Raw genomic sequence first — 18,970 nt, forward strand, 5'->3', positions numbered from 1 at the left:
GTGCTCGCCGACGCGCTGGAACACCTCGTCCGCGGCATCGTCAGCAACCCTGACGAGGTCCGGATCAAGGACAAGGACCTCCGTCGTGGGCGCATGCTCGAGGTGCGCGTCGACCCGTCCGACATCGGCAAGGTCATCGGCCGCAACGGCCGCACCGCCCAGTCGCTGAGGACGGTGCTCGCTGCCCTCGCGGGCCACGAGCAGGTCCGCGTCGACTTCGTCGACGTCGACAAGCGGCCCCGCGGTCGCGGCCCTCGCTGACCTCCGACCACCCCGACCGCCCCGTTGCCCCGCAGCGGGGCGGTCGTGCTTCACCCGTTCCGCCCCGGACCTCACACCCGTCAGGAGTACGCATGCCCGAGGCCGCCCCCGGCTCGACCATCGAGGTCATCGTCGGTCGCATCGGAAGGCCCCACGGCATCCGCGGTGAGGTGGCCGTCGAGCCGCGCACCGACGAGCCCGATCGACGGTTCTCGCCGGGTGCGGTCCTGCGGGAGGAGGGCGGACGCCGGACGTTCACCGTGGCCGCGACGCGCTGGCACTCGGAGCGCCTCCTGGTCACGTTCGAGGAATACGCCGACCGCACCGCGGTCGAGGGCGTCCGTGGGGTCCTCCTGGTCGCAGTGGCCGCCGCCGACGAGGTCCCCGAGGCCGACGACGAGTTCTATGACCGCCAACTGGTGGGCCTGACGGTCCTGACGGCGGCGGGTGAGGTCGCCGGCACGGTCCGTGGGGTCGTCCACCTCGCCCAGGACCTGCTCGAGGTCGACACCCCGGGGGGCGTACGCCTGGTGCCGTTCGTCGAGGCCCTGGTGCCCGAGGTCGACCTGGCCGCCCGCACCGTCCGACTGGCTGACGTCGACGGTCTCCTCACCGACCTCGACGACGACGAGCCGGAGGAGGGCGGGCGTTCGTGAGACTCGACGTCGTCTCGATCTTCCCCGACTACTTCGCGCCGCTGCGCCTCTCCCTGGTCGGCAAGGCCATCGAATCCGGCCTGGTCGACGTCGGTGTCCACGACCTCCGTGGCTGGACCCACGACCGCCACCGCACCGTCGACGACACCCCCTATGGCGGTGGCGCCGGCATGGTGATGAAGCCCGAGCCCTGGGGCGAGGCCATCGACGCGCTCGCCACGGACGAGACGACCCTGGTGGTCCCGACGCCGTCGGGGGTCCCCTTCACGCAGGCCACGGCGTACGCACTGGCGGCAAGGCCGCACCTGCTCTTCGCCTGCGGACGCTATGAAGGCATCGATGCGCGCGTCGTCGCCCACGCCCGCACCCGGATTCACGTGGAGGAGGTCAGCCTCGGCGACTACGTGCTGAACGGGGGAGAGGTGGCGGTTCTCGCCATGGCCGAGGCCATCGTGCGTCTGGTCCCCGGCGTGATCGGCAACCCCGAGTCGCTGACCGAGGAGTCCCATTCCGAGGGCCAGGGGGGGCTGCTGGAATATCCGGTGTTCACCAAACCTCCCGTGTGGCGCGGTCTCGAGGTCCCCGACGTGCTCATGTCGGGCCATCACGGGCGTGTCGCCCAATGGCGCCGCGAGCAGTCGCTGGAGCTGACGCGGCGTCGCCGCCCCGACATCCTGGGCGGTCGCCCTATGATGGCCGGCGACCCAGAACGAGGGCCCGCGGAGGCCGAGGAAGGACGTGGCCGATGAGGCGACTGCTTGCCGGACTGGCGCTCGCGACGACCCTGGTCGCCGGCTGCGCCCCGGTCACGCCGGAGGTCGCAGCCCGGGCCCGCGACCTCGAGCGAGGGGTCGACGGCGCCGCCGTCCAACTTCAGTTGCCCGAGTCCCCGCGCACGATCAGCCCCTTCGCACCCATCGGCAGCGCCGAACAGCGCCTCGCCCAGATCCAGTTCGGGCCCCTGCTCGCCGGCAGCGACGGCCAGCTCGTGCCCCGTTTCGCGGGAAGTTGGGTCCCGTTCAACGAGGGTTCGCGGCTGGCCCTGGTCGCCCCCCGTGCCCGGTGGAGCGACGGCAGGTGGTTCTCGGCGCTCGACATGATCGTGTCGCTGGAGGCCCATCTCGACCCCCGCAGCGAGTCGCCGTACGCGAACGAGCTCCTGGCGATCAAGGGCGCCCGTGAGTTCAGGGAGGGGAAGACGGAAACCGTCGTCGGCCTCACTTCCGACGCCTTTCGCCACGCGGTGATCACGCTCGAGCGGCCCAATCCCCATTTCGTCGAACACCTCACGCAGATCCCGATCATGCCGCAGCACGTCTATCCCGATCACACGGCGATGGCGACCGCCGACTATCGCCAGGCGACGGTCGGGTCGGGTCCCTATGTGGTCGACCGCTGGGAGAGCGACGGCTCGGTGTCGTTCCGGCCCAACCCCGAGCTGACCGCACGTGGGGTCAAGACGCGGTTGCAGGGTGTCATCGCCCGCCCCGTGAAGCCGGATGACGTCGCCCGCGAGATGGCTGCCGGCCGCCTCGACATCGCCGACTCCCACACGCTCGACCCGGCCGCCCTGCCGGGGAACGTGCGACTCGAGCGGGCCCCGGGGAACACCCTGGTGACCCTCACGCCCGCGCCGGGCAAACTGCCCGACGTCCGCGTGCGCCGCGCCATCCTGATGGCCATCGACCGCCAGGCGCTCGTGGCCGAGGACCTCGGCGGACGGGGCCGCGTGGCGAACTCGCTGCTCTTCCAGTCGGCCTGGACCCAGGAGCCGGGAGCGCCCGCGGAGGCGCCGTTCGACCCGACCGCCTCACGGCGCCTGCTGAGCGAGGCGGGGTGGGACCCCAACCGCGTGGTGCGCATCGCCGTGGTGGCCGAGTCCGGGCGCGTACGCCTGTGGGACCGGGTCGCGACCCAGCTCAAGGCCGCCGGCATCAACGCCGAGATCGCACGTTTCGACCCGTCCGAGCAGGCAGCCCTGGCGGAGCGACGGGACTATGACCTGCTCGCGGGCCAGTGGACGGCGGCGACCCGGCAGCCGTCGCTGGTCACCGCGCTGGTGCGTTGTGACGGGTCGAAGGAGACCAACACCGGGCAATACTGCAACCCCGCGCTCGACGACCAGTTGGCCCGGGCGACCGCCTCGACCACCGCGGCCGAGCAGGCCGAACGGTGGCGGACCGTCAGCGCGACGCTCCGCGACGACCTTCCCGTCCTGCCGCTGTTCGTCCCCGACGCGGTCATCGCCGAGAGCGCCACCATGGGCCCCGTCGACCCCGCCCTGGTGCCCGTCACCGGCCTGATCGACTTCTGGGTCCGCGTGAAGTGACGCGTCGGCCCTGACCGGCGACCCGTGGCGACCATGATCACCGGGCGGCGTGGGTCTCAGAGCAGTCACGGCTTGGCGGTTCGGCTTGACACCGCGGGGGTGCGGCCCGAGTGTGTTCCCTACTCGTGGACCGTGGCGTGCTCGCCCGTCCCCGCACCACAGAACGGCCCCGTGCCGGCGATGATCAAGGAGGACCCCGTGGGCGTTTCGAAGAAGTGGGCCGTCGCGTCGGCCCTGACCGTCGCGCTGGTGGGGTTCTCCGCGTGCACGCCTGCGGGCCAGTCGGGACAGGCTGGCCAACCGGGCCAGCCCGGTCAATCGGGGGGCGCGGGCAAGAACTTCAGTTTCTACCTCTACCAGAAGGCGTCAGGCCTGAACCCCTACGACGCCGGCGGCGGCGCCGACTCCACGGTCGTCCACCTCCACTTCCAGCCACTGCTCACGTGGGTCAACGGAAAGTTCGAGGGGCGGCTCGCCGAGTCGTGGGAGTTCGCCCCGGACGGCAAGTCGTTCACCTTCAAGCTCAAGAACATGCAGTGGAGCGACAAGACGCCCGTGACGGCGCCCGACCTCAAGTGGGCCCTCGAGGGGCACCTCGACAAGTTGACCGGGTCCTACATCAGCGGCTACCTGCTGAACGTGAAGGGCGCGAAGGACTTCCGGGACGGCAAGGCGCCCGAGGTGGCCGGCATCACGGCGCCCGACGCCTCGACGCTGAGGATCGAGCTCGATGCGGCCAACGTCGGATTCCCCGCGCTGCTCACCGAGGCGGCGCTCGCCCCCAAGCACATCTATGGCTCCATCCCGCGCGACCAGTGGAAGGGCAACCCGCTGTTCCGCGAGCCCAAGGTCGGCAGCGGCCCCTACCTGTTCAGCAAATGGGTGTCCGACGACCAGATCGAGTTCGTCGCGAACCCGGCGTACGCGCCGCAGCCGAAGCTCGCGAAGGTGTACGCGAAATACCTGACCGGCGACGTGGCCGCGGCCCAGCTCGGGACGGGCGAGATCGACGCCGCCGAGGTTCCCGCGACCGATGTGAAGTCGATGCAGGGTGACCCGAAGGTCACGCTGGTGCAGAAGCCCGGCAACAAGGTGATGACACTGCACACCCCGTTCAGCGAGTCCGGCAAGCTCAAGGACAAGCGCGTACGCCAGGCGATCATGTATGCGATCGACCGCCAGGGCATCGTGAACTCGGTGCTGGCCGGGCAGGGCAAGCCGGTGAACGCGTACCTCTTCTCGCCCGACTGGGTCGTGCCGGCCGGTGCGAACACCTACCCGCGCGATGTCGCGAAGGCCAAGGCGCTCCTGCAGCAGGCCGGCTGGGACGCGAACACCGAGGTCAACCTCGACATCGTCCCGGGGCAGGCTGACCGCGACGCCGTCATGCGCATCATCGTCGGCAACCTCACCGAGGCCGGCATCAAGGCCAAGATCACCCCCCACTCGGCCGCGGAGATCGGCAAGGGGGTCACCGAGGGCAGGTTCGACCTCCTGATCAGCCCGTTGACCATGGCGGTGCCGGAGCCGTCGCTCCTGGCGACCCGCGTCACCTGTGCCCAGGCCTCGCCGGCCGGCCCGAACATCGCCCGGTTCTGCAATCCGGAACTGGACGGGGCCATGGCCGAGGGCCAGACGACCTCCGACCAGGCGCAGCGCGTGGCGGCCTACCAGAAGGCATACGCGATCCTCAACGAGGAGGTCATGAACTTCCCGCTCTACAGCGCCACGCTGAACTGGGGCACCGGCAAGACCGTCACCGGCTTCGATCCCTCCGCGAACCCGATCACCGCCACAGCCGCCAGCTGGGGCAAGTGACGGATGGTCAGATTCGTCCTCAAGCGCCTCGGCGTCAGCGTCATCACGCTCCTGCTGATCAGTGTCCTGCTGTTCCTGCTGATCAGGTCGGCCCCGGGCGATCCGGTGGAGATGTATTTCGACCCGATGACGTTCGCCGGGCCCGACCGGGAGCAGATGATGGCGGACGCCCGGCGCCAGCTGGGACTCGACCAGCCGCTGGTCGTCCAGTACTGGACGTGGCTCACCCAGGCCCTGCAGGGGAACCTCGGCCGATCGCTCGCACCCGGTGACGGGCGCGCGGTGGCCGTGGTGCTGGGGCAGCGACTGCAGAACTCGTTGGCCCTGATCGTCCCGTCGCTGGTGATCTCGGTCGTGCTGGGTCTGCTGGGCGGGGTGTGGGCCGCGATGCGACGCAACCGTCCCACCGACTACGCCTTGTCGTTCGTGTCGCTGGTGGCCATCTGCGTGCCGGTGTTCTTCACGGCCCTCATCGCGATCTACGTGTTCGGCCTGCAGCTCCAGTGGTTGCCGACCTCCGGCATGTATGACCCGGCCAACCCCACCTTCCTCGAGAACCTGCGCCACCTGATCCTGCCCGCACTCATCCTCGGCGCGCAGGGCGCCGCCACCTATCAGCGGTGGACGCGCTCGTCGATGCTGGACGTCCTCGGCCAGGACTTCATCACCACGGCGCGCTCGAAGGGACTCACCGATCGACGCATCACGTGGCGTCACGCGGTCCACAACGCGCTGATCCCCATCATCACGATCATCGCCATGAACATCCCCACGATGTTCGGCGGTGCCGTCATCGTGGAGCAGATCTTCGCCTGGCCGGGTCTGGGACGCCTGGCCGTGGACTCGATCACCGGCCGCGACTACCCGATGCTCATGGGGTTCGTGATGTTCATCGCGATCCTCGTCGTCCTGTGCAACCTCGTCGCCGACGTGCTGTACGCGGTCGTCGACCCCCGGATCAGGGTCTAGGAGGCGCCATGACCGATTCCCGACTCGACCTCGAGCCCGCAGCCGAGGGAGTGCCCGGCCCACCCGGGGCCGCCGCCCCCGACCTCACGCCCCGCCAACTCGCGTGGCGCCGGTTCCGGAGCCACCGGATGGCGATGGTGGGCGCCGCCATCCTTGTGGTCATGGTGCTCCTCGCCTTCCTCGGCCCGCTGGTCCACCGCGTCGACCCGTACGCGGTGGACACGGCCTACTACCGCCTGCCGCCGGGGCCCGGCCATCCGCTCGGCACCGACTCGGCCGGTCGCGACGTGCTGGCCCGGCTCCTCCACGGCGGCCGGCTCTCGCTGACGATCGGCCTGGCCGCTGCCACGCTGGCGACGCTGATCGGCGTGGTCTTCGGCGTCATCGCGGGCTATTTCCGTGGCTGGATCGACTCGATCCTGACGCGCGTCGCGGAGGTGTTCCAGAGTTTCCCGACCCTGATCGTGATCATCGTCGTGGTGGCCTTCTTCGGCTCGGGCGTGCTGATGATCATCGTCATGCTGGGGTGCCTCCAGTGGACCCAGGCGTTCCGCGTCACCCGGGGCGTCACGATGCAGCTGCGCGAGCAGGACTCGGTCCAGGCCGTCGAGGGACTCGGCGGCACGCCGCTGCACATCCTCGTCCGCCACATGCTGCCCTCGGTGCTCCCACACGCGGCGGTGGCCTTCACGTTGCTGACCGCAGTGGTGATCGGCACCGAGGCCGCGCTCTCGTTCCTGGGGCTCGGCGTGCCCCCGCCCACGGCGAGCTGGGGATCCATGATCTCCGAGGCCCAGAGCCTGCGCATCCTGCGGTCGATGCCGTGGATGTGGCTCCCGCCCGGCATCGCGATCGCCCTCACCGTCCTCGCGGTGAACTTCGTGGGCGACGGCCTGCGCGACGCCGTCGACCCGAGGCAGGTGCGGTGATGGGCAGCAGCCGCATCGATCGTGCCGAGCCCCTGCTCCGCCTCGACGGCATCGTCACCGAGTTCGCCACCCTGAACGGGGTGGTACGCGGTGTCAACGGCGCCACCTACGACGTGCGACCGGGCGAAACCCTGGGCGTGGTGGGGGAGTCGGGATCCGGCAAGTCGGTGACCGTCATGTCGGCGCTCGGGCTCCTGCCGCCGTCGGGCCGCGTCGTGTCCGGTCACGCCTGGTTCGACGGCGAGGACCTGCTCGCCATGGCCCCGAGCCGCCTGCGCGAGGTGCGGGGCGGCGAGATCGGCCTGATCTTCCAGGACCCCATGACCGCACTGAACCCCGTGATGACGATCGGTGCCCAGATCGACGAGACGCTGCGTCGCCACTCGCCCGACCTGCGCACGAAGGCTGCGCGCCGAGACCGGGTCATCGAGCTCCTGACGGAGGTGGGCATCCCCGCCCCCCGCGAGCGCGTCGGTCAATATCCCCACCAGTTCTCGGGCGGCATGCGCCAACGCGCCATGATCGCGATCGCCATCGCGAACCGGCCCAGGCTGATCATCGCCGATGAGCCCACGACCGCGCTCGACGTCACGGTCCAGGCCCAGATCCTCGAGCTGCTCCAGCGGCTGCAGGACGAGAACGGCTCGGCCCTGGTCATGATCACCCACGACCTCGGCGTGATCGCCGAGGTGGCCCGCCACGTCGTGGTCATGTATGCGGGCAAGGTCGTCGAATCGGCCCCGGTCGATGACATCTTCCACGCCCCCCGGCACCCGTACGCCCTCGGCCTGCTCGAGTCGCTGCCGCGGGTCGACGACCGCCGCGACGAGCTGACCGCGATTGCCGGCCAGCCGCCCGACCCGCGGTCGCTGCCGGAGGGCTGTCCCTTCCAGCCGCGCTGCCGCACCAGCCGCGGGCGGGCCGAGTGCGGCACCCCGCCGCCCCTGGTCCGGGTGGGGCCCCACCACGAGACCGCCTGTCACTTCCATGCCGAGCTCGAGGGCCTCGACCCCGCCACGACCGCCCGGGAGGGAAGCCGATGAGCGAGTTGCTCCTCGAGGTCGACCACCTCGTCAAGCATTTCGAGGTCGGCGGAGGCTTTCTGGCCAAGGCGTCGACCGTCTATGCGGTCAACGACGTGTCTTTCGACCTCCGCCGCGGCGAGACGCTGGCCCTGGTGGGGGAGTCGGGCTGCGGGAAGACCACGGTCGGCAAGACCCTGATGGGCTTCTACCGCCCGACCTCGGGGCACGTCCGCTTCGAGGGGCGCGATGTCGGCGGGCTGTCGCGACGCGAGCTGCGCGGCGTACGCCGGGACATGCAGTACGTGTTCCAGGACCCGTACGCCTCGCTGCCGTCGCGCTCGACCGTCGCCGACATCCTGACCGAGCCCCTCGAGATCCACGGCATCGGTGACCGGGCCTCGCGCACGGCCCGCGCGAGGGAGTTGCTCGACCTCGTCGGCCTGCGGCCGTCACTGGCGGCGCGCTATCCGCACGAGTTCTCCGGCGGCCAGCGCCAGCGCATCGGGATCGCCCGCGCGCTCGCGCTCGAACCCCGCATGCTGGTGCTGGACGAGCCCGTGTCGGCCCTCGACGTGTCGGTGCAGGCCCAGGTGGTCAACCTGCTCGAGCGGCTCCAGGCCGAGCTCGACCTCGGCTATGTGTTCATCGCCCACGACCTGGGCGTGGTCCGCCACATCGCCGACCGCATCGCGGTGATGTATCTCGGCGAGATCGTCGAATACGGTGCGGCCGAGCAGATCTTCACCGCTCCGCAGCACCCCTACACGCAGGCCCTGCTGTCGGCGGTCCCCGTGCCGGACCCCCGCGTCCGTGCGATGGGGAGGCGGCGCCTGCTGGTGGGGGACCTGCCCTCACCGACCACGCGTCCCACCGGCTGCCCGTTCCGCGGCCGGTGCTGGAGGGCCCAGGAGGTGTGTGCGACCGAGCGCCCACCGCTGGAGCCGATGCCGTCGGGCGCGGAGGCCGCCTGTCACTTCCCCGGCCCCGAGGCCGACGCGTCCTGAGCCGACCCCATTCCGCCCGCGGGGTCGGGCCGCGTCAGCCCCAGGGATGAATTCTCGGCGACGCACGTCGGTGGGATTTCGGTTCGGAGCGTCGGCTGCCTACGCTGACCTCGTCGTCTAGAATCACCCAGGGGGAAGCATGACCGCACGCCAACAGACCGATCGCGCCGCCGGAGCCGCCTGGCCCGTCCGGATCGGCATCGGGCTGTCGGTGGTCGCCCTGCTGGCGACCAGCGCGTGCGGCGTGGACCCGTCGAAGTCGAAGCCCGGGGGTGACGCGCCGAAGGGCGGCGCCACCACGAAGGCCCCCGACGCCCCCAGGGCCGAGTTCGCGCGGGTCGACCCCGGCACCGTGGCCGGCTGGACCATGACGACGTACGCCGACGACTCCCGCGGCATCCGTGCCGAGGTCCCGGTCGTGCCGGGCGCGCGTACGCTCTCCAGCGCCATGGAGGTCGTGCGCGAGCGTACGCTGCGCACTGCCGCCCAGGAGGGGGCCACCGCCGTCTCGGTCACGACCTCGGTCGTGGCGGCCTCCCCGCAGGCCGTGGGCATCCAGGTGACGCGGAAGATCACCTCGCCGAAGGGCGAGCGCACCGAGCCCGTGATCGTCTGGTACGACGCGGCGACCCGACGTGTCCACAGCTCGCCGATCCTCGTCGACGCCCAGCAGTGGGGTGCCTTCAAGCAGGCGGTCGCGAAGACGGTCGCCAAGGACAAGGCGGTCGACCCCAAGAAGCTGTCGCAGGCGCTGGACGCCGAGGCCGCGCCCCAGGGCATCGGCCCGGCGTTGGCCTTCGACGCCCAGGGGAACCTCGTCGCGCGCTTCGGTGCCGGGGCGGTGTCCGACCAGCCGATCGGGCTGGTCGTCGCGGCCAAGGACGTGGACCCGGTGCTGTCGACGTTCGGCCGTTCGGCCCAGGCCGCGGCGAAGGCGCCGTCCGCCTTCGACCCGTCAGCGGCCCCCTCGGGCGCCGCCCCCACCCCCAGTGCGAGCGCCTCTCCCTCGGCGACGCCCGGCAACCAGGTCCCGCGGCCGTCGACCGCCGTGGGCGTCGACTGCACGAAGGCCAAGTGTGTGGCCCTGACCTACGACGACGGACCCGGTGCGGACACGGCGCAGGTCCTCGAGGCCTTCACGAAGGCCGGCGCCGCCGCGACGTTCTTCCAGCTCGGCGACATGATCAGGGCCAACCCCAAGGTCGCCAGGCAGGTGGCGTCGTCCGGCATGGAGGTGGCCAGCCACTCCATGTCCCACCCCGACCTCGCCCGCATCGGTGCCGACAAGCTCAAGCGCGAGGTCGAGGGTGCCAGCGCGATCATGAAGGAGACCTACGGGCGATCGCCGATGCTGTTGCGGCCGCCGTACGGATCCCACAACAAGGCCGTCGACGACCTGGCCGCCCGCAACGGACTCGGCATCATCCAGTGGAACGCCGACACCAACGACTGGAAGACCAAGAACACCGCGTCCACCGAGGCGTCGGCCAGCGCGGCCAGGGCCGACTCGATCGTCCTCATGCACGACATCCACCCCTCGACCGTCGCCGCGGCGCCCGGAATCGTCCGCGACCTCCAGGCCAAGGGGCTGACCCTGGTCACCGTCTCGGAGCTGGCCCTGAACTCGGGTTCCTACGAGGCCGGGCACGCGTACTGCACCACCACCAACCAGAAGCAGTCGGGCTTCGGCTGCGCCGGCTGACGTCCCGCGTACGGATCGTTCGGGACCGCGTCGAAAGGTCACGTTTCTGAGACCTGTGCCACTTTGGCGGGCCTTACTACACGCGATCGGAGTTCGAGGAATAGGGTGTCGCTCGTGGCGACAACAACACCTACTCTCACCGTTCACCAACGCGCCGCACGATCCAGCGTGGTGCGCAAGTACGCGATGGCCATCAGTGGCCTGATCCTCATCGGCTTCCTGCTGATCCACATGTACGGCAACCTCAAGCTCTTCTCGGGCCGGGTCACCGAGGCGGGGCCCGAGCAGGGCCAGTACGCGTTCGACGTGTACGCCCACCACCTCCGTGTGATGGGCGAGCCGATCCTGCCCCACGAGGGCGCCCTGTGGATCACCCGCGTCGTCCTGCTGGCCGCGCTGCTCGTACACGCCTGGTCGGCCTTCACCCTCTGGTCCAGCGCGAAGTCGGCGGCCGGTGGCGCCAAGCGCTACACGAAGGTGAACTCGCTGCAGCGCTCGTACGCGAGCTACACCATGCGGTGGGGCGGCGTGACGATCCTGCTGTTCGTGATCTACCACATCCTGCACTTCACGGTGCCTGTCATCGACACCGCGCCCGGTGCGGCCAGCCCGATGGTGCGCGTGGTCGAGAGCTTCAAGAACCCGCTGGTGCTGATCAGCTACCTGATCGCCATGGTCGCGGTCGCCCTGCACGTCCGTCACGGGTTCTGGAGCGCCTTCGCCACCCTCGGCGCGAACACGAGCGCCAAGTCGCGCTCGACGTGGAACCTGGTCGCCGCCGTCATCGCCGTGCTGTTGTTCGTCGGCTTCGTCGCCGGCCCGATCGCCATCATCCTCGGAGGGATCACACTGTGACCGACCAGCTCGAACCCCAGAACGCCCAGCAGGAAGCGGTCCAGGCCGACGCCGAGTTCATGAACCCCGACACGGGGTCACAGAACGCGAGCGCGGGCCACACCAGCCTCGACGCCGACGCCGTCTACATCGAGGGCGCGCCGATCCACGACACCAAGGCCCCGGCCGGCCCGATCGCGGAGAAGTGGGACCAGCGCCGCTTCAACGCGAAGCTGGTCAACCCGGCGAACCGGCGCAAGCTGTCGGTCATCGTCGTCGGCTCCGGCCTGGCCGGCGGTGCCGCAGCCGCCACCCTGGGCGAGGCCGGCTACCAGGTGAAGAACTTCTGCTACCAGGACAGCCCGCGCCGCGCCCACTCGATCGCGGCCCAGGGCGGCATCAACGCGGCCAAGAACTACCGCAACGACGGCGACTCGATCTACCGGCTGTTCTACGACACCGTCAAGGGCGGCGACTACCGTTCGCGCGAGTCGAACGTCTATCGCCTCGCGCAGGTGTCGGTGAACATCATCGACCAGTGCGTCGCGCAGGGCGTCCCGTTCGCCCGCGAATATGGCGGCCTGCTCGACAACCGCTCGTTCGGCGGCGTCCAGGTCTCGCGTACGTTCTATGCGCGCGGCCAGACCGGCCAGCAGCTGCTGATCGGCGCCTACCAGGCGCTCGAGCGCCAGATCGCCGCCAAGACCGTGGCGATGTACACGCGCCACGAGATGCTCGAGGTCATCGTCGACGAGGGGGTCGCCCGCGGCATCGTGACGCGCGACATGGTCACCGGAAAGGTCGAGGCCCACGTGGCCGATGCCGTGGTGCTCGCCACCGGCGGCTACGGCAACGTGTTCTTCCTGTCGACCAACGCCATGGGCTGCAACGTGACGGCGTCGTGGCGTGCCCACCGCAAGGGCGCCCTGTTCGCGAACCCCTGCTACACGCAGATCCACCCGACCTGCATCCCGGTGTCGGGCGAGACCCAGTCGAAGCTGACGCTGATGTCGGAGTCGCTGCGCAACGACGGCCGCATCTGGGTGCCGAAGCGCGTCGAGGACTGCGACAAGGACCCGCGCCAGATCGCCGAGGACGACCGCGACTACTACCTCGAGCGCATCTACCCGTCCTTCGGCAACCTGGTGCCGCGCGACATCGCGTCGCGCCAGGCCAAGAACATGTGCGACGAGGGTCGCGGCGTCGGGCCCGAGGTGCCGGGGCAGGGTCGTCGAGGCGTCTACCTCGACTTCGCCGACGCCATCCAGCGCCTGGGGCGAAAGGCCGTCGAGGCGAAGTACGGCAACCTCTTCGACATGTATCAGCAGATCACCGGTGAGAACCCGTACGAGGTGCCGATGCGCATCTACCCGGCGGTCCACTACACGATGGGCGGGCTGTGGGTCGACTACGACCTCCAGTCGACCATCCCCGGCCTGTTCGTGGCCGGCGAGGCGAACTTCTCCGACCACGGCGCCAACCGTCTGGGCGCCTCGGCGCTCATGCAGGGTCTGGCCGACGGCTATTTCGTCCTGCCCAACACCATCAACGACTACCTCGCCGACGCGACCAAGCATGGCCGCATCGACGCGAACCACCCCGCCGTCACCGAGGCCGTGGCCGACGTGCAGGCGCGGGTGGACAGGCTCCTGTCCATCCAGGGCTCCCGCACCGTCGACTCCATCCACAAGGAGCTCGGCAACATCATGTGGGAATACTGCGGCATGGAGCGCAACGAGGAGGGTCTCCGCAAGGCCATCGGCCTCATCCGTGAGCTGCGCGAGGTGTTCTGGACCGACGTCCGCGTGACGGGCGAGGCCGAGGAACTCAACCAGGCGCTCGAGCGGGCCGGTCGCGTCGCCGACTTCCTCGAGCTCGGGGAGCTGATGTGCGTCGACGCCCTGGTGCGTCGCGAGTCCTGCGGTGGCCACTTCCGGTCGGAGTCCCAGACCGAGGAGGGCGAGGCGCTGCGCCACGACGACGAGTTCGCGTTCGTGTCGGCGTGGGAGTTCACCGGGGCGGGCAACCAGCCCATCCTCCACAAGGAGCCCCTCGAATACGAGTTCGTCGAGATGAAGCAACGGAGTTACAAGTGAAGCTCACCCTGCGCATTTGGCGCCAGAAGAACACCGAGGCCGAGGGCCGCATGGAGTCCTACGCCCTCGACGGCGTCAGCGACCACATGTCCTTCCTCGAGATGCTCGACATGCTCAACGAGCAGCTCACCGTCGAGGGCCAGGACCCGGTCGCGTTCGACTCCGACTGCCGCGAAGGCATCTGCGGGGCGTGCGGTGTCGTCATCAACGGTGCGGCCCACGGCCGCGGCGAGACGACCTACCCCACGACGACCTGCCAGCTCCACATGCGGGAGTTCCGCGACGGCGACACCATCACCGTCGAGCCGTGGAAGGCCAAGGGCTTCCCGGTGCTCAAGGACCTGGTCGTCGACCGCACCGCGTTCGACCGCATCATCCAGGCCGGCGGCTTCATCTCCGCCCCGACCGGCACCGCGCCTGACGCCCACGCCACCCCGGTGAACAAGAAGGACGCCGACGCGGCCTTCGACAACGCCACCTGCATCGGCTGCGGCGCCTGCGTGGCGGCGTGCCCGAACGGCTCGGCGATGTTGTTCACCTCGGCGAAGGTGTCCCACCTCGGCCTGCTCCCGCAGGGCCAGCCCGAGCGCTGGTCGCGTGTCCTCGGCATGGTCGCCGAGCACGACGAGAGCGGCTTCGGCAACTGCACCAACATCGGTGAGTGCACCGCGGTCTGCCCGAAGGGCATCCCGCTGGAGAGCATCTCGCGGCTCAACCGCGACCTGTTCACCGCGCTGCGCAAGGGCTGAGGCCCGCGTACGCGACCCAGGCCTGCCGACCACAGCAGTACGCCACGGCGCCGGTCCCCTCGGGGGGCCGGCGCCGTCCGGCGTCCGGGGCCCGCGAATCCCCGTACACTGCGCGGGTGCGGACGATCATCCTCGTGGCAGGGCCCTCGGGCAGTGGGAAGTCGCGCCTGGCGCACGAGACCGGCTGCCCCCACGTCGGGCTGGACGAGTTCTACCGCGACGGCGACGAACCCGGCCTGCCGCACACGCTCGGCATCGTCGACTGGGACGACGTGGCGTCCTGGAACCTCGCGGGGGCCGTGGCCGCGCTGGTCGCCGCGGCCACGGACCAGGCCATCGAGGTGCCGATCTATTCGATCGCGGGCAACGCCCGCACCGGAACCCGTCGCCTCGACCTGTCGGGTGTCCAGGCCGTCGTGTCGGAGGGCATCTTCGCCGTCGATGCACTCCGCCCGCTGCGCGACCGCGGCGTCCAGGTGGTCCCGATCTGGCTCGACAGGCCACGCACGCTGGTGGCGGCGCTCAGGTTCGCCCGCGACGTGCGCGAGAAGCGCAAGCGACTCCCCGTGCTCGTGAGCCGGGGCGCGGCGCTGTGGCGCACCGAACCGCAGATGCGGCGACGGGCGATCGCGGCCGGGTTCGAGCCCCTGACGATGCGGGCGGCGCTGCGGCTGGTGCGTCAGCGGGCCTGAGGACCCGCCTGCTGGGTCGGAGCGGCGAACGCCCGGCTCAGGGCGCGAGGCGTTGGGCGACGAGCGGCAGCGTACGCGTCATCGGATGTTCGGCGACGTCTCCGTCGTCGGTGCGGGCCCCGCTGCCGTACGCCACGAACGCGACGCGATCGCCGCGCCTGACCAGGCCCTGGCTCTCGGTGCGGGGACCGCGATCCGACTTCCAGGCGGTCTCGCTGACCTGCGCCTGCGCCCCGTCGACCCTCACCGGTGTGGGGGCCAGGGGGGTCATCGCGTCGGTTCCCCCGTTCGACGAGATGACCTCGCCACACGACTGCGCCCAGGTGGTCAGCGTGGTGATCGCCTGTTCGGCGGTGGCCGCATCGGGATAGCTCAACACGACGGCGCCGGCCGTGGCACCGCCCGGTCCGGTGAATGTGCGCACCTGCAGGGCGGTGGCCCCGGTGGACTCCCACTTGGAGCGCTGGCACGCGCTGATCGGCGTACGCGGGCTCGCCGCGGTCGTCTCCCCCTCGGCCCAGGTCACGCCCCCGAGGGTCCCGAGGTCGGAGGCACGCGGCAGGTCGTCGGACGTCACGGCCCCGGACGGGGCAGCGGTGGGCGCGTCCGGGGCCGGCAACTCGCTGCGGGGCGCCTGGGGCGCCGTGGCCGCCGGACCGCTCGGAACCGGGGCCCCCGGTGTCGACGTGCATCCCGCGGCCGCGACCATGACGGCGAGGGCTGCGTACATGGGTGCGCGGGTGGTGACCATGCCGGAAGCCTAGCGAGCCGGACAATACGCCGACTTGGTCGGGCGCGCCCCGTTCTGGCAGAATGGCTCCTCGTTGCCCACCCGGCTCCTGCCACAGGGGGTTCGTCCGGGACGGTGACCCACATCGACTCTTACGCGGTGACCTGTGGCACTGACAAAGGACTCCATCATGCACAAGCTCATCACCGATCTCGACAAGACCGCCCTGCGCGACGACATCCCCGCCTTCCGCGCGGGTGACAGCGTCAAGGTGCACGTGCGCGTCGTCGAGGGCAACCGCTCGCGAATCCAGGTGTTCGCCGGTGTCGTCATCGCCAAGAACGGCGGTGGCATCCAGGAGGCCTTCACCGTGCGCAAGGTCAGCTTCGGCGTCGGCGTCGAGCGCACCTTCCCGGTGCACTCGCCGATCATCGAGAAGATCGAGGTCGATCGTCGCGGCGACGTCCGCCGCGCGAAGCTGTACTACCTGCGCGGCCTGTCCGGCAAGGCGGCCAAGATCAAGGAGAAGCGCGACAACTGAGCGCTGCTCCCGAACGCGTCCCACGGCCTCGGCCGGGGACGCGTTCCGCGTTTCCGCGGCGATCCTGCCCGGCGTTCGGGCAGATGCTCCCGGAGCGCGTACCTTTGACCCTGCCCCACTCGGGGCACCCGATCACGCGCGTACGCGGCGTCGGGCCAGCGAACTCGGAGAGGACGGATGCCGTTGAGTCGCTACGGCGGTCCCGGACGCCCCGAGGACGACGCGACCACACCGGGCCACGACCCCGACGCGACGACCGTGCGTCCCGTGCAGCGACGCCCGGCCGGTGACGAGGCCACGCTGCCGCCCCCCGGACAGGGCGGACCCGCCGTGCCCGCGCCGTCGCCGTTCGCGCCCCGCACGATCACGGGTCCAGCCGCCACCCGCGGGGGCGACACCGTGCCGCGCCCGCGCGGGGACGCCGCCGGGGACACGGTGCCCCGCGCCGCTGTCCCACGCCCGACGGTGCCGCCGGGGCCGCCCGCCGACGACGAGGGGACGGTGCTGCAGCCCCACCGACGCTGGGTGAGCGGCGGCGACGTCCGGCCCCCGACCAACGCCCGGCCCGATCTCTACCGCCAGCGGGGCGAGTCCCGCGTGCAGACGCCCGCCCCCGTGGCGGGACCGGCGTCGTACGCGCATCCCCGCCCTCCGGAACCGCAGCCGCAGCCGCGTGGGCCGGTGGCCGCCCCGGTCCGCTCGTCCTTCACCCCGCGCACCGGCACGACAGCCCACAGCGCCACGGAGGTGCAGCGGACGACGGGACCGGCGCCCGCCCGCCCGTCGCGGACCGGCCCGCCCCGGCGGCGCCGGCGGCGGCGCGCGGCAGGCGAGAAGGCCGAGAAGAAGCCGGCGACGCTGCTGGGCACGGCGGTCGAGCTCGTCGTCATCGTGGCCATGGCGCTCGTCCTGTCGTTCCTGCTGCGCACGTTCGTGGCCCAGCCCTTCGAGGTGCCGTCCGGGTCGATGGAGAACACGCTGCGCATCGGCGACAAGATCTGGGCCGAGAAGATCACCGCCGTCGAGCGCGGAGACATCGTGGTCTTCCGCGACGCCAACCACTGGCTCCAGGGCGAGGCCAAACAGAAGCCGACCGCCCTCCGGAAGTTCTTCGAGGTGATCGGGCTCGCCCCCGACTCGGCCGACGAACACCTCGTGAAGCGGGTGGTCGGCATGCCGGGTGATCGGGTGAAGTGCTGCGACAAGCAGGGCCGCATGTCGGTCAACGGCATGGTGCTGGACGAGAGCGCCTACCTCTATTCCGATGCCGCGGGCATGGTGAGGGCGTCGAACTTCGACTACGAGGTCGTGGTGCCCGAGGGCCACATCTTCGTCCTCGGCGACCACCGCAATGCGTCCTCAGACTCGCGATGCAAGTTGGGCGACGTCAGCCTGGCGGGCCCGGGGGGAGCGGCGTTCATCCCGCTCGACGCCGTGGTCGGCACGGTGCCCGCCATCTTCCTGCCCTTCGACCGGCTGCGGAGGTTGGAGAATCCTCCTATCTATCGCGCCGTGCCACCTCCACAGCAGGCCCCGCCGAAGCAGCCACTGGTCGTGAAGTCGCCGGAACCCTGCTGATGGGGCGGGTCGTGGTGCGGCGCGATTCCGGCCTCTATGGCTACGAGCGCGCCCTCGGACGCGTGGGGCTCGATCCCGTCGCGGGGGCCGACGAAGCGGGCAGGGGCGCCTGTGCGGGGCCCCTGGTGGCCGCGGCCGTCGTGCTCGGCGGCCGGCGCATCGATGGGCTGCGCGACTCCAAGCTGCTCACCGAGGCGGCCCGCGAGCGATGCTATGCGGAGATCGTGCGCAAGGCCGTCGCCTGGTCGGCGGTCGTGGTCGAGCCGGGGGAGTGTGACCGACTCGGCATGCACGTCGCCAACATCGCGGCCCTGCGCCGCGCGCTGCTGCGCCTGGACGTGGAGCCCGCGTACGTCCTGACCGACGGGTTCCCCGTCGACGGCCTCGGCACGCCGGGGCTGGCCGTCTGGAAGGGCGACCGGGTCGCTGCCTGCGTGGCGGCGGCGTCGGTCATCGCCAAGGTGACGCGCGACCGCCTGATGGCTGACCTGGACCGGGACTACCCGGCGTACGCGTTCGGGGTCCACAAGGGCTATTGCACCGGCGTCCACCAGGACCTCCTCGAGGAGCACGGCCCGAGCCCGGTCCACCGGTGGCGCTTCGACAACGTGCGCCGGGCCGCGCAGGCGCACGCAGACCGCCGCGTTCGCGGCTAGAGTGGTCCCACCATGAGCGCCGAAGACCTTGAGCAGTACGAATCCGCCCTCGAGCTGCAGCTGTATCGCGAATACAAGGACGTCGTGGGCATCTTCAAGTACGCGGTCGAGACCGAGCGCCGGTTCTACCTGTGCAACGCGGTCGACCTGAAGGTGCGCACCGAGGGCGGCGACGTCTACTACGAGGTCTCGATGGGCGATGCCTGGGTGTGGGACATGTATCGTCCGGGCCGCTTCGTCAAGAGCGCGAAGGTGCTGACCTTCCGCGACGTGTCGATCGAGGAGATCGTGCACAACGACCTGAAGGTGCCCGGCCAGGAGTGAGTCGTCGCCTGTGACGTTGTCCACAGGCTGAATCGTGATCGGTTTCTCTGTCCACAGATCGCGTTCCGGGTGAACCG

19 protein-coding genes are annotated in these 18,970 nt (G+C 70.5%); 18 read left to right on the forward strand and 1 reads right to left on the reverse strand.

The annotated features are described in order from the left end of the window. The 14 genes from ACYVAG_RS05845 to ACYVAG_RS05910 all read left to right on the forward strand — a co-directional run bounded on the left by ACYVAG_RS05845 (window position 1) and on the right by ACYVAG_RS05910 (window position 15,064). Entirely contained in the window at window positions 1-261 is a 261-nt protein-coding gene (locus tag ACYVAG_RS05845) for an RNA-binding protein (RefSeq protein WP_460767801.1), read from the forward strand. A 92-nt stretch (window positions 262-353) separates the two neighbouring features. Next, window positions 354-917 carry a ribosome maturation factor RimM gene (rimM, locus tag ACYVAG_RS05850; protein ID WP_460767804.1) on the forward strand — a complete coding sequence of 188 codons (564 nt, stop codon included), beginning with the start codon at window positions 354-356 and terminating at the stop codon, window positions 915-917. Beyond that, entirely contained in the window at window positions 914-1,666 is a 753-nt protein-coding gene (gene trmD / locus ACYVAG_RS05855; RefSeq protein WP_460767807.1) for a tRNA (guanosine(37)-N1)-methyltransferase TrmD, read from the forward strand. Before rimM ends, trmD begins: the two co-directional genes overlap by 4 nt. After that, window positions 1,663-3,246 carry an ABC transporter substrate-binding protein gene (locus ACYVAG_RS05860; protein WP_460767810.1) on the forward strand — a complete coding sequence of 528 codons (1,584 nt, stop codon included), beginning with the start codon at window positions 1,663-1,665 and terminating at the stop codon, window positions 3,244-3,246. The genes trmD and ACYVAG_RS05860 overlap by 4 nt, the downstream gene beginning before the upstream one ends. 198 nt (window positions 3,247-3,444) lie before the next feature. After that, window positions 3,445-5,064 carry an ABC transporter substrate-binding protein gene (locus tag ACYVAG_RS05865; protein ID WP_460767813.1) on the forward strand — a complete coding sequence of 540 codons (1,620 nt, stop codon included), beginning with the start codon at window positions 3,445-3,447 and terminating at the stop codon, window positions 5,062-5,064. 3 nt (window positions 5,065-5,067) lie between these two features. Beyond that, window positions 5,068-6,033, forward strand: a complete 966-nt coding sequence (locus ACYVAG_RS05870) for an ABC transporter permease (RefSeq protein WP_460767816.1) — start codon at window positions 5,068-5,070, stop codon at window positions 6,031-6,033. Between the two features lie 8 nt (window positions 6,034-6,041). Then, window positions 6,042-6,962 carry an ABC transporter permease gene (locus ACYVAG_RS05875; protein WP_460767819.1) on the forward strand — a complete coding sequence of 307 codons (921 nt, stop codon included), beginning with the start codon at window positions 6,042-6,044 and terminating at the stop codon, window positions 6,960-6,962. Further along, window positions 6,962-8,005: an ABC transporter ATP-binding protein gene (locus ACYVAG_RS05880; RefSeq protein WP_460767822.1), complete on the forward strand. Its 1,044-nt coding sequence runs from the start codon at window positions 6,962-6,964 to the stop codon at window positions 8,003-8,005. The genes ACYVAG_RS05875 and ACYVAG_RS05880 overlap by 1 nt, the downstream gene beginning before the upstream one ends. Beyond that, a complete protein-coding gene (locus ACYVAG_RS05885) occupies window positions 8,002-8,991 on the forward strand; it encodes an ABC transporter ATP-binding protein (protein ID WP_460767825.1) in 990 nt (329 codons plus the stop codon). The genes ACYVAG_RS05880 and ACYVAG_RS05885 overlap by 4 nt, the downstream gene beginning before the upstream one ends. A gap of 139 nt (window positions 8,992-9,130) precedes the next feature. Continuing rightward, window positions 9,131-10,693: a polysaccharide deacetylase family protein gene (locus ACYVAG_RS05890; RefSeq protein ID WP_460767828.1), complete on the forward strand. Its 1,563-nt coding sequence runs from the start codon at window positions 9,131-9,133 to the stop codon at window positions 10,691-10,693. 168 nt (window positions 10,694-10,861) lie between these two features. Continuing rightward, window positions 10,862-11,548: a succinate dehydrogenase cytochrome b subunit gene (locus ACYVAG_RS05895; protein WP_460767831.1), complete on the forward strand. Its 687-nt coding sequence runs from the start codon at window positions 10,862-10,864 to the stop codon at window positions 11,546-11,548. Between the two features lie 59 nt (window positions 11,549-11,607). Beyond that, window positions 11,608-13,623 carry a fumarate reductase/succinate dehydrogenase flavoprotein subunit gene (locus ACYVAG_RS05900; RefSeq protein WP_460768044.1) on the forward strand — a complete coding sequence of 672 codons (2,016 nt, stop codon included), beginning with the start codon at window positions 11,608-11,610 and terminating at the stop codon, window positions 13,621-13,623. Beyond that, window positions 13,620-14,372 (forward strand): succinate dehydrogenase/fumarate reductase iron-sulfur subunit, encoded by a 753-nt coding sequence (locus ACYVAG_RS05905; RefSeq protein WP_460767834.1) that lies wholly within the window; start codon window positions 13,620-13,622, stop codon window positions 14,370-14,372. Before ACYVAG_RS05900 ends, ACYVAG_RS05905 begins: the two co-directional genes overlap by 4 nt. Window positions 14,373-14,488: 116 nt before the next feature. After that, window positions 14,489-15,064 carry a uridine kinase gene (locus ACYVAG_RS05910; RefSeq protein ID WP_460767837.1) on the forward strand — a complete coding sequence of 192 codons (576 nt, stop codon included), beginning with the start codon at window positions 14,489-14,491 and terminating at the stop codon, window positions 15,062-15,064. A 37-nt stretch (window positions 15,065-15,101) separates the two neighbouring features. On the opposite strand, the gene ACYVAG_RS05915 is transcribed toward ACYVAG_RS05910, so the two are convergent. Next, window positions 15,102-15,815, reverse strand: coding sequence for a hypothetical protein (locus ACYVAG_RS05915; protein WP_460767840.1), 714 nt, complete (start codon window positions 15,813-15,815; stop codon window positions 15,102-15,104). 169 nt (window positions 15,816-15,984) lie between these two features. On the opposite strand from ACYVAG_RS05915, the gene rplS reads away from it, so the two are divergent. The 4 genes from rplS to ACYVAG_RS05935 all read left to right on the forward strand — a co-directional run bounded on the left by rplS (window position 15,985) and on the right by ACYVAG_RS05935 (window position 18,893). Then, the gene (rplS, locus tag ACYVAG_RS05920) at window positions 15,985-16,335 is read left to right on the forward strand and encodes a 50S ribosomal protein L19 (protein ID WP_460767842.1); all 351 of its coding nucleotides are present in this window, start codon (window positions 15,985-15,987) and stop codon (window positions 16,333-16,335) included. Between the two features lie 177 nt (window positions 16,336-16,512). After that, complete coding sequence (gene lepB / locus ACYVAG_RS05925; RefSeq protein ID WP_460767845.1) at window positions 16,513-17,913, forward strand: signal peptidase I; 1,401 nt, start codon at window positions 16,513-16,515, stop codon at window positions 17,911-17,913. Beyond that, a complete protein-coding gene (locus ACYVAG_RS05930; protein WP_460767848.1) occupies window positions 17,913-18,569 on the forward strand; it encodes a ribonuclease HII in 657 nt (218 codons plus the stop codon). The genes lepB and ACYVAG_RS05930 overlap by 1 nt, the downstream gene beginning before the upstream one ends. A gap of 12 nt (window positions 18,570-18,581) precedes the next feature. Then, the gene (locus tag ACYVAG_RS05935) at window positions 18,582-18,893 is read left to right on the forward strand and encodes a DUF2469 domain-containing protein (RefSeq protein ID WP_460767851.1); all 312 of its coding nucleotides are present in this window, start codon (window positions 18,582-18,584) and stop codon (window positions 18,891-18,893) included. Window positions 18,894-18,970 lie beyond the last annotated feature (77 nt).

This window comes from Mariniluteicoccus flavus (genome assembly GCF_054776655.1).

Excerpts from the sequence above, each read along its gene's own strand:
- ACYVAG_RS05885 (WP_460767825.1), top strand. The coding sequence starts at position 8,002 with ATGAGCGAGTTGCTCCTCGAGGTCGACCACCTCGTCAAGCATTTCGAG.
- ACYVAG_RS05875 (WP_460767819.1), top strand. The coding sequence starts at position 6,042 with ATGACCGATTCCCGACTCGACCTCGAGCCCGCAGCCGAGGGAGTGCCC.
- ACYVAG_RS05900 (WP_460768044.1), top strand. The coding sequence starts at position 11,608 with ATGAACCCCGACACGGGGTCACAGAACGCGAGCGCGGGCCACACCAGC.
- lepB (WP_460767845.1), top strand. The coding sequence starts at position 16,513 with ATGCCGTTGAGTCGCTACGGCGGTCCCGGACGCCCCGAGGACGACGCG.
- rplS (WP_460767842.1), top strand. The coding sequence starts at position 15,985 with ATGCACAAGCTCATCACCGATCTCGACAAGACCGCCCTGCGCGACGAC.
- ACYVAG_RS05915 (WP_460767840.1), bottom strand. The coding sequence starts at position 15,815 with ATGGTCACCACCCGCGCACCCATGTACGCAGCCCTCGCCGTCATGGTC.
- ACYVAG_RS05860 (WP_460767810.1), top strand. The coding sequence starts at position 1,663 with ATGAGGCGACTGCTTGCCGGACTGGCGCTCGCGACGACCCTGGTCGCC.
- ACYVAG_RS05930 (WP_460767848.1), top strand. The coding sequence starts at position 17,913 with ATGGGGCGGGTCGTGGTGCGGCGCGATTCCGGCCTCTATGGCTACGAG.
- ACYVAG_RS05890 (WP_460767828.1), top strand. The coding sequence starts at position 9,131 with ATGACCGCACGCCAACAGACCGATCGCGCCGCCGGAGCCGCCTGGCCC.
- ACYVAG_RS05870 (WP_460767816.1), top strand. The coding sequence starts at position 5,068 with ATGGTCAGATTCGTCCTCAAGCGCCTCGGCGTCAGCGTCATCACGCTC.
- ACYVAG_RS05935 (WP_460767851.1), top strand. The coding sequence starts at position 18,582 with ATGAGCGCCGAAGACCTTGAGCAGTACGAATCCGCCCTCGAGCTGCAG.
- ACYVAG_RS05880 (WP_460767822.1), top strand. The coding sequence starts at position 6,962 with ATGGGCAGCAGCCGCATCGATCGTGCCGAGCCCCTGCTCCGCCTCGAC.
- rimM (WP_460767804.1), top strand. The coding sequence starts at position 354 with ATGCCCGAGGCCGCCCCCGGCTCGACCATCGAGGTCATCGTCGGTCGC.